Source organism: Streptomyces hilarionis (genome assembly GCF_024539675.1).
Classification (GTDB): domain Bacteria; phylum Actinomycetota; class Actinomycetes; order Streptomycetales; family Streptomycetaceae; genus Streptomyces; species Streptomyces hilarionis.
The window spans coordinates 1-543 of the sequence record NZ_JAHHIT010000406.1 but is presented as its reverse complement, the minus strand read 5'-3'; the positions used below and the strand labels follow the sequence as shown (position 1 = coordinate 543).

Genomic DNA, 543 nt, shown 5'->3' with positions numbered 1-543 from the left:
CCCTTACGAATGTGCCCGCCGGTCTTTTTGGCTTGGTTGAAGGTCAGCCAACGATCTTGAGTGAAGCCCCGCAACCTGGCCTCGGCCCAGAGCAGCGGTAAATTGATGCCCGAATACGGACGTCGCGTGATGGCGTTGATGGGGTAGGGTTGATGACCGATGTAAGCGGAGCCACTTGAGGACCAGGGTTTGATCCAGGGAACAACGCCTTGGTCTAACGCGGTAACGATCTTGTCTGTCACGTCTTGGTAGATATCGCGCATGGCAATTTCCTCGAGAGCAAAACGGAGGAACGCCTTGCCCGTCGGGGGAGGGTTCCCCGGTTGGGTGATGAGTTGGATTGATGCAGGTCTTGCATACCGTCCGAATGTGGAGGTGGGCGCCGCTCATTGCGCTTAGCGCTGGTGTTCTGCTGCAAGCGCTATCAGCAAGGCGGCAGGCTGACCCGGTTCTTGGAGTAGGCTCAGACTCAATTGCAGCAACGGGTCTTGGTCTAAGCGATCGGTTGGTTCAATGTGGATTACCTCGAACAGCACGTAAGGC

The 543-nt window shown here is 56.7% G+C and carries 1 protein-coding gene; it reads right to left on the bottom strand.

Features of this window, described 5'->3' with window-relative positions; all coding sequences use genetic code 11:
• Positions 1–263, bottom strand: a 263-nt coding sequence (locus KMS84_RS43760; RefSeq protein WP_256921271.1) for an ArdC family protein, incomplete at its 3' end; no start/stop codon positions are given.
• Between the last annotated feature and the right edge of the window lie 280 nt (positions 264–543).